The 7,242-nt window shown below is 65.7% G+C and carries 7 protein-coding genes; 3 read left to right on the top strand and 4 right to left on the bottom strand.

Translation table 11 applies throughout. The annotated features are described in order from the left end of the window. Nucleotides 1–266: 266 nt before the first annotated feature. A complete protein-coding gene (gene clpC1, locus WBF82_RS08795) occupies nucleotides 267–2,819 on the top strand; it encodes an ATP-dependent protease ATP-binding subunit ClpC (protein WP_424382664.1) in 2,553 nt (850 codons plus the stop codon). Between the two features lie 44 nt (nucleotides 2,820–2,863). Here clpC1 and WBF82_RS08790 read toward each other — a convergent pair whose 3' ends face one another. Further along, complete coding sequence (locus WBF82_RS08790) at nucleotides 2,864–4,240, bottom strand: serine hydrolase (protein WP_424382663.1); 1,377 nt, start codon at nucleotides 4,238–4,240, stop codon at nucleotides 2,864–2,866. Beyond that, on the bottom strand, nucleotides 4,203–4,520 hold the full coding sequence (gene mhuD / locus WBF82_RS08785; protein ID WP_424082042.1) for a mycobilin-forming heme oxygenase MhuD: 318 nt from the start codon (nucleotides 4,518–4,520) through the stop codon (nucleotides 4,203–4,205). Before mhuD ends, WBF82_RS08790 begins: the two co-directional genes overlap by 38 nt. A gap of 33 nt (nucleotides 4,521–4,553) precedes the next feature. On the opposite strand from mhuD, the gene WBF82_RS08780 reads away from it, so the two are divergent. Next, on the top strand, nucleotides 4,554–5,357 hold the full coding sequence (locus WBF82_RS08780) for an alpha/beta fold hydrolase (protein WP_424382662.1): 804 nt from the start codon (nucleotides 4,554–4,556) through the stop codon (nucleotides 5,355–5,357). A gap of 4 nt (nucleotides 5,358–5,361) precedes the next feature. Here the strand turns inward: WBF82_RS08780 and WBF82_RS08775 are convergent, their stop codons facing one another. Continuing rightward, nucleotides 5,362–6,246 carry an A/G-specific adenine glycosylase gene (locus WBF82_RS08775; RefSeq protein WP_424382661.1) on the bottom strand — a complete coding sequence of 295 codons (885 nt, stop codon included), beginning with the start codon at nucleotides 6,244–6,246 and terminating at the stop codon, nucleotides 5,362–5,364. A 25-nt stretch (nucleotides 6,247–6,271) separates the two neighbouring features. Here WBF82_RS08775 and WBF82_RS08770 point away from each other — a divergent pair, with 25 nt between their 5' ends. After that, nucleotides 6,272–6,895 (top strand): carbonic anhydrase, encoded by a 624-nt coding sequence (locus tag WBF82_RS08770; RefSeq protein WP_424382660.1) that lies wholly within the window; start codon nucleotides 6,272–6,274, stop codon nucleotides 6,893–6,895. Here the strand turns inward: WBF82_RS08770 and WBF82_RS08765 are convergent. Then, the coding region (locus tag WBF82_RS08765; protein ID WP_424382659.1) for a response regulator transcription factor at nucleotides 6,892–7,242 on the bottom strand (351 nt) is incomplete at its 5' end. The genes WBF82_RS08770 and WBF82_RS08765 overlap by 4 nt on opposite strands.

The following is a 7,242-nucleotide window of genomic DNA, read 5'->3' as shown; positions in this document are numbered from 1 at the left end:
GCACAGCCGGACCAGCACCGAACGCGGGCTGGTCCGGCTTTCGCTGGTGGCGAACTGATCACCCACCCGGGCGGGAACCGTTTTGCCGGTTTACCGCGTTGCTTTCATTACGGCTCTGATGCAGCCGGGCATATGCCGATGGCCATAACGACCGCAAGGTAGGAAGCCTGGCGAGCCGACCACTACAGTGGATGGCAGGTACGCAAGTGTCGGCCCCTGTGTCGACAATGACGAAGTACCGATGGTGAGGGAGAGCAGGTAACCCGATGTTCGAACGATTTACCGACCGTGCCCGCAGGGTCGTCGTCCTGGCGCAAGAAGAGGCCCGGATGCTCAACCACAACTACATCGGCACCGAGCACATCCTGTTGGGTCTTATTCATGAAGGCGAAGGTGTAGCCGCAAAGTCGCTGGAGTCGCTGGGCATCTCGCTGGAAGGTGTCCGCAGCCAAGTCGAGGAGATCATCGGCCAGGGCCAGCAGGCCCCGTCAGGGCACATCCCGTTTACCCCGCGCGCCAAGAAGGTGCTCGAGCTGAGTCTGCGTGAAGCGCTGCAGCTGGGCCACAACTACATCGGCACCGAGCACATTCTGCTCGGCTTGATCCGTGAGGGTGAAGGCGTCGCCGCCCAGGTGTTGGTCAAGCTGGGCGCTGAGCTGACCCGGGTGCGTCAGCAGGTGATCCAGCTGCTGTCCGGTTACCAGGGCAAGGAGGCGGCCGAGGCCGGCACTGGCGGACGGGGTGGCGAGTCCGGCAGCCCGTCCACGTCGCTGGTGCTCGACCAGTTCGGGCGCAACCTGACAGCCGCCGCGATGGAAGGCAAGCTCGACCCCGTCATCGGCCGCGAGAAGGAAATCGAGCGGGTGATGCAGGTGCTGAGCCGGCGCACCAAGAACAACCCGGTGCTCATCGGTGAGCCCGGCGTCGGGAAGACCGCTGTGGTCGAGGGTCTGGCGCAGGCCATCGTGCACGGCGAGGTGCCCGAGACGCTGAAGGACAAGCAGCTTTACACGCTGGACCTGGGATCGCTGGTGGCGGGCAGCCGCTACCGCGGTGACTTCGAGGAGCGCCTGAAGAAGGTGCTCAAGGAGATCAACACGCGCGGCGACATCATCCTGTTCATCGACGAGCTGCACACGCTGGTGGGTGCCGGCGCCGCCGAAGGCGCGATCGACGCGGCGTCGATCCTCAAGCCCAAACTGGCCCGCGGCGAACTGCAAACGATCGGCGCCACCACGCTCGACGAGTACCGCAAATACATCGAGAAGGACGCCGCGCTGGAGCGCCGCTTCCAGCCGGTCCAGGTGGGCGAGCCGACGGTGGCGCACACCATCGAGATCCTCAAGGGCCTGCGGGACCGCTACGAAGCGCACCACCGGGTGTCCATTACCGATTCGGCGATCACCGCTGCGGCCACCCTGGCCGATCGCTATATCAACGACCGGTTCCTGCCCGACAAGGCGATCGACCTGATCGACGAGGCCGGCGCGCGGATGCGGATTCGCCGGATGACCGCGCCGCCAGACCTGCGCGAGTTCGACGAGAAGATCGCCGAAGCCCGCCGGGAGAAGGAGTCCGCGATCGACGCGCAGGACTTCGAGAAGGCGGCCAGCCTCCGCGACCGCGAAAAGCAACTCGTGGCCCAGCGCGCCGAGCGTGAAAAGCAATGGCGATCAGGCGATATGGATGTTGTCGCCGAGGTCGACGACAACGAGATCGCCGAGGTGCTGGGCAACTGGACCGGCATCCCGGTGGTCAAGCTCACCGAGGCCGAAACCACCCGGCTGCTGCGCATGGAAGACGAGGTACACAAGCGGATCATCGGCCAGGATGACGCAGTCAAGGCAGTCTCCAAGGCGATCCGTCGTACCCGCGCCGGGTTGAAGGACCCCAAGCGTCCGTCCGGCTCGTTCATCTTCGCCGGCCCGTCCGGTGTGGGTAAGACCGAGCTGTCCAGGGCGCTGGCCAACTTCTTGTTCGGCGACGACGACGCGCTCATCCAGATCGACATGGGTGAATTCCACGACCGGTTCACCGCGTCGCGGTTGTTCGGCGCCCCACCGGGATACGTCGGCTACGAGGAGGGCGGCCAGCTCACCGAGAAGGTGCGGCGCAAGCCGTTCTCGGTGGTGCTGTTCGACGAGATCGAGAAGGCGCACCAGGAGATCTACAACAGCCTGTTGCAGGTGCTCGAGGACGGCCGGCTGACCGACGGGCAGGGCCGCACGGTGGACTTCAAGAACACCGTGCTGATCTTCACGTCCAACCTCGGCACCGCCGATATCTCGAAGGCGGTCGGCCTGGGCTTCACTCAGGGTGGCGGCGAGAACGACTACGAGCGGATGAAGCAGAAGGTCAACGACGAGCTGAAGAAGCACTTCCGCCCGGAGTTCCTCAACCGTATCGACGACATCATCGTCTTCCACCAGCTGACTCGCGACGAGATCATCCGGATGGTCGACCTGATGATCGGTCGGGTGGAAAAGCAGCTGAAGAGCAAAGACATGGCGCTGGAGCTGACCGACAAAGCCAAGTCATTGCTGGCCAAGCGTGGCTTCGACCCGGTGCTGGGCGCTCGCCCGTTGCGGCGCACCATCCAGCGTGAGATCGAGGATCAGCTGTCCGAGAAGATCCTGTTCGAGGAGGTCGGTCCGGGTCAGATTGTCACCGTCGACGTGGACGATTGGGATGGCGAGGGTGCCGGCGACGATGCGGCGTTCACCTTTACCGGGGCCCGCAAGCCGGTCGAGCCCACCGAGCCGGATCTAGCCAAGGCCGGCGCCCACGCTGCAGGCACCACGGAGACGGCCACGCAATAACCTAGCGCGAGCAGTCCCCCGCACGTGGGGACTGCTCGCGGAAGCTAGCCGGCGGGTAGCAGCGCGAAGGCCTGTTGTGCGACCTGCAGCATCCAACTCGTCACGCTCGGCCCGTGATCGCGGGGCCAATTCAGCTGGAAACTCACCACCCACGGCTGTCCCGCTCGGTCGACCGCATACCAGCTGAACGTCAAATCACCGGGCAGGCCACCGGCTTTCGCGCCGATGTAGGGCCAATCGCGCCGATCCAGGTTGATACCGGGGGCAGCTGCCAAGATCTGCTTGACGGGCGCAGCTTTGCCCACTGCGGCGGCCTGCAGCGCCACATGGACCCGGCAGATGTCCTCTGCACTGCCATACCATTCAGCGCCGTAACCTGAGGCCGGCACGTGGGCGCGCAGCGGATCTGGTTGATAGAAGCGGGAATTGGCTTGCTGCAGCAATTGCTCCCGAACCTGCGGGCTTGCCACCTTCCACTGCTCGCGCAGATCCGGCTGCCCCCAAGCAACCGTGAACAACTCGTACATGGTCGGAAAAGGGGTCATGGCGGCCGGGTCATGATGGCCCGCCTTGGCCAACGCGCTCTCGACAGCGTGAGTGCCGACTTTTCCGATCAGCATATCGGTGGCCATGTTGTCGCTGGTGGCGATCATCTTTTCAGCCGCGGTCCGCACCGAAATATGCGCTCCCACAGGCAAATTCATCCCCGAGCCGACCGCCTTACCCTTTTCGGTGACGGTCAGCTGATCGTCCCAGGACACCGTTCCGGCTTTGACCGCATCCGCTACGGCGTAGAGCACATACAGCTTGAAGATCGACGCCAACGGGAGTGGCTGCGCGGTATTGGTTCCCGCGATCCGCTCGCACTGCCCGTCGTCGACCTTGGCGACCTGCCACGAGTAGTGGGCGTCGGTCTTGCTCAGTGTGACATCGACGTCGTGCCACGAGGAGATCGTCGGTGCTTGTGTGGTGACCTCGAACCCGTCGACCAACGTGTCGTCGCCGGTATGGATCCGGATGTCTTGCCGCCCACCGTAGGACGTGATCAGTTGCAGTGTGCCGGTGCCCGCCTTGAGGTCCACTCCCGTCAACGTGAACGGACGATCCCACCAAAGTGCCTCCATGCTGGCCTCGACCGGCTTGATCATGTCGGCAGTAGCGAGGGTGGCGACGCCGATCGGACCGATCGGCCAATCGGAGTTGAGCATGTCGAGGGTCTGTTGGGCCCGCAGACCGGCCGGAGTCCTCATGTCGATCCGCCGGCCGGCGTCCGCTGCATTGGCGGACGGAGTCGGCGGCGGGGCGCATCCCGGGGCCAGCACGGCGACCAGCGTGGAGGCGGCCGTCAACGCCGCGACGCGGTGCCGGACCTGGCGCCGCGGGTTACGCCTTCTGGCCGGATCCGGCAACGTCCAACACAACCTCGAATTCCAGCAGTGACGCGCCGGTGGCCACCGGGTTGGCCCGATGGCCGGCGTGGGCCTCGATGGCCGGCCCGGTCGCCCATGCCTGGAATGCCTCTTCGGACTCCCACTGCGTCACCACGAAGTAGCGGTCTTCTCCCTTGATCGGGCGAAGCAGCTGAAAGCCGAGGAAGCCCGGCGAGTTCTCGACCGCGTGCGCGCGATGTGCGAACCGCTTCTCCAGTTCAGGGCCTGCGTCGGCGGGCACCTCGATTGCGTTGATCTTCACAACTGGCATGCCGTTAGGCTACCGTGCCGCCGCCCGGCGACGATGCGGGCGGCGAGCGCCCGAGGAGGAGCCGGGCAAGATGGACGGGTGGCGGCCGATCTGCTCACCCATCGCGGTGGCCGAGGCGACCCGGTGGTGTTGGTGCACGGCCTGATGGGCCGCGGCAGTACCTGGCCGCGTCAGCTGCCCTGGCTGACCGGGCTGGGCGCGGTCTACACCTACGACGCGCCCTGGCACCGCGGGCGCGACGTGGATGATCCCTACCTGATCAGCACCGAACGCTTTGTCGCCGACCTCGGCGACGCGGTGGCCGCCCTCGGCACGCCCGCACGGCTGGTCGGGCATTCCATGGGTGCCCTGCACTCGTGGTGTTTGGCCGCCGAGCGCCCGGAGCTGGTCTCGGCGCTGGTGGTCGAAGACATGGCCCCGGACTTCCGGGGCCGCACCACCGGACCGTGGGAGCCATGGCTACATAACCTGCCCGTCGAATTCGACTCTGCGGAACAGGTGTTCGCCGAGTTCGGGCCGGTCGCCGGCCAGTACTTCCTGGAGGCGTTTGATCGCACGCCGACCGGATGGCGGCTGCACGGTCACACCTCGCGGTGGATCGAGATCGCTGCAGAATGGGGCACCCGCGACTACTGGGCGCAGTGGCGGGCGGTGCGATCGCCCGTACTGCTCATCGAGGCGGGTAATTCTGTCACGCCTCCCGGCCAGATGCGTTCGATGAGCGAAACCGGTTACCGGGCAGAGTATTTGCATGTCCCCGGCGCAGGCCATTTGGTTCATGACGAGGCACCGGCGGTTTATCGACAGGCGGTCGAGTCGTTTCTGGCCGCGACTTAAGCCCTCAGCAGCCCGCTTCGCCGACCAACGCAAACCGTCCATCGGACGTCTGTTTCACCAAGCCATCGGCGAGCAGTGAATTCAGCGCACGCTCGCGCTGCTCGGTATCGCTGTGCCAAGCGACATCAAGCTCAGCACGGGTGACCGGGAATGTATTGTCGCGCAAGATATCCAACAGCCTGCCGCGAACCTGCCGGTCCGTTCCGGCGTAGGCCTGCGGGCGACGCGCGGGACCCTGCGATGGCGGGTAGCCGGCCTCCCGCCATCGACAGCGGCTCAGCGGGCACAGCCCACATCGCGGCGCCCGCGCGGTACAGATGGTAGCGCCAAGCTCCATGAGCGCCGCTGAAAATCGGTGCGCTGAACCATCATTGGGCAGCAGCGCGGATACGTCGGCATGGTCGCGAACGGTGGAGGCCGCGGCGGCGTCCGCGCGGCCATGCACGACGCGGGCCACCACCCGGCGAACGTTGGTGTCGACTACGGGCACCGGCTGCTGGTAGGCAAAGCACGCCACTGCACGGGCGGTATAGCTGCCAATCCCCGGCAGCGTCAGCAAGACCTCCACGTCGTCAGGGACCACATCTCGGTAATCCCGAGCGATCACGGTCGCGCACTCGTGCAGGCGCTTGGCCCGCCGCGGATAGCCCAGCTTGCCCCAGGCCCGCACGATGTCTGCCGCGCTCGCGGCCGCAGTCGTCGACGCCGTCGGCCACCGCGTCACCCAGTCGCGCCAGATCGGCAGCACCCGCGACACCGGCGTCTGCTGCAACATGAACTCGCTGACCAGGATTTGCCACGGGGTTACCGCGGGATCTCGCCAGGGCAGATCGCGTCGCGACCGGTCGTACCAGTCGAGAAGTTCATGTGGCGTGGGTGAGAGCTTCATAGCTGGCTACGGCAGAATGTGCGGCATGCCCAATACCAGTCCGATAACCGCGTGGAAAGCACTCAAAGAGGGTAACGAGCGGTTCGTCGCCGGCCAGCCTGAGCACCCGAGCCAAAGCGTCGAGCACCGCGCCAGCCTGGCCAAAGGCCAGACGCCCACTGTGGCGCTTTTCGGCTGCGGGGACAGCCGGGTGGCCGCCGAGCTCATCTTCGATCAAGGTTTGGGCGACATGTTCGTGGTCCGGACGGCGGGGCACGTGATCGACTCGGCGGTGCTGGGCTCGATCGAGTTCGCGGTGGCGGTGCTCGGGGTGCCGTTGATTGTGGTGCTGGGCCACGACAGCTGCGGGGCGGTCAAGGCGACGCTCACCGCACTCGACGACGGCGTGCTACCGGGAGGCTATGTGCGCGACGTGGTCGAGCGAGTGACACCGTCGATTCTGCTGGGCCGCCGTGAAGGTTTGAGCCGTGCGGACGAGTTCGAGGCGCGCCACGTGGTAGAGACCGGCGCGCAACTGGTGGCTCGCTCGACCGCGATTGCCGAACGGGTCAAGGCGGGAACGCTAGCGATTGTCGGAGCCACGTACCACCTTGCCGACGGACGGGTGGTACTGCGCAACGCGATCGGCGACATCGGGGACGAGCCCTAGGTCGGGTACCGCGGTGCGACCAGGCTGTGGTCGTAGGCGTAGACGATGGCCGCGGCCCGGTCCCGTAAATCCAGCTTGACGAAGATGCGGCCGATGTGACTTTTCACCGTCAACTCCGAAATGCATAGCTCGTCAGCGATTTCGGCGTTCGAGCGACCCTGACCGATCAGCCTGAGCACATCGCGTTCGCGTGCGGTAACTTCGGCAACTGTGTCGGATCGATGTTCGCCCGCGACACGGCGATAAGTGGTCAGTACCCGGGAAGTGACCGCCGGGTCAAGGTAGCTGTCGCCTTGAGCGACCGCGCGCACGGCGCGGATCAGTTCCTCCGCCGATGAGTCCTTGAG

The organism is Mycobacterium sp. (assembly GCF_049673265.1).
Lineage (GTDB): Bacteria > Actinomycetota > Actinomycetes > Mycobacteriales > Mycobacteriaceae > Mycobacterium.
Note: the sequence above shows the minus strand (reverse complement) of the source record. Positions and strands in the feature narration are given on the sequence as shown.

What these genes read in the sequence shown, in the direction of transcription:
- WBF82_RS08770 (WP_424382660.1), top strand. Translation starts at nt 6,272, where the DNA reads ATGCCCAATACCAGTCCGATAACCGCGTGGAAAGCACTCAAAGAGGGT.
- clpC1 (WP_424382664.1), top strand. Translation starts at nt 267, where the DNA reads ATGTTCGAACGATTTACCGACCGTGCCCGCAGGGTCGTCGTCCTGGCG.
- WBF82_RS08780 (WP_424382662.1), top strand. Translation starts at nt 4,554, where the DNA reads ATGCGGGCGGCGAGCGCCCGAGGAGGAGCCGGGCAAGATGGACGGGTG.
- mhuD (WP_424082042.1), bottom strand. Translation starts at nt 4,520, where the DNA reads ATGCCAGTTGTGAAGATCAACGCAATCGAGGTGCCCGCCGACGCAGGC.
- WBF82_RS08775 (WP_424382661.1), bottom strand. Translation starts at nt 6,246, where the DNA reads ATGAAGCTCTCACCCACGCCACATGAACTTCTCGACTGGTACGACCGG.